1 protein-coding gene is annotated in these 524 nt (G+C 49.4%); it reads right to left on the bottom strand.

Annotated elements, in window-relative coordinates:
* Positions 1-482, bottom strand: a 482-nt coding sequence (locus tag LZD49_RS36265; protein WP_234673103.1) for a hypothetical protein, incomplete at its 3' end; no start/stop codon positions are given.
* Positions 483-524 lie beyond the last annotated feature (42 nt).

A 524-nucleotide genomic window follows, 5' to 3' on the forward strand; every position in this document is an offset into this window, starting at 1 on the left:
CTTTGGCTGTTTGGGTTCATAAAAGCCATGGCCTTCCTTTTGCGCCGGATCGCAGCCTGGATCGCGAGCCGCTTGTAGAGATACTCGTCCTTGCTTCCGATCGTGTAACGCCTGTCCCCGATCAAGACCATGATCGGGTAATCCAGCGACAAGCTCGCCTCGGCGATAACCTCCTGGTCAAGCTGTTGCTGTTGCCGTTCAATCTGAAAAACAGCAAGCATGAAAATCTTTCCTTTGTCTAGTGTCAGCGAGCTGGTGCATAGTTTGACCTGACCAGCTAGTAAGCTTTGAAGCATTTCGCGCTTGTCATGGCCTGTTTTCCCAAGGTACGTTTTTAACGGGATATCGAAGAGGGAAAAATGAAATACCGCTCCTTCCCTACTGCTTCGCAGTTTTTTGACATCTGTCCCTTTGAACGGGATCGGAATTTCTTTTCGGAAACTTGGCAAGCCGCTTTCACCGCTGGCAAGGGTCCTACTCATCTTGTTAAAACTGGCGACAAGATTGCCATTCAAAGCGCTCAT

Origin of the sequence: Dyadobacter sp. CY261, assembly GCF_021440085.1 — a bacterium.
GTDB lineage: Bacteria > Bacteroidota > Bacteroidia > Cytophagales > Spirosomataceae > Dyadobacter.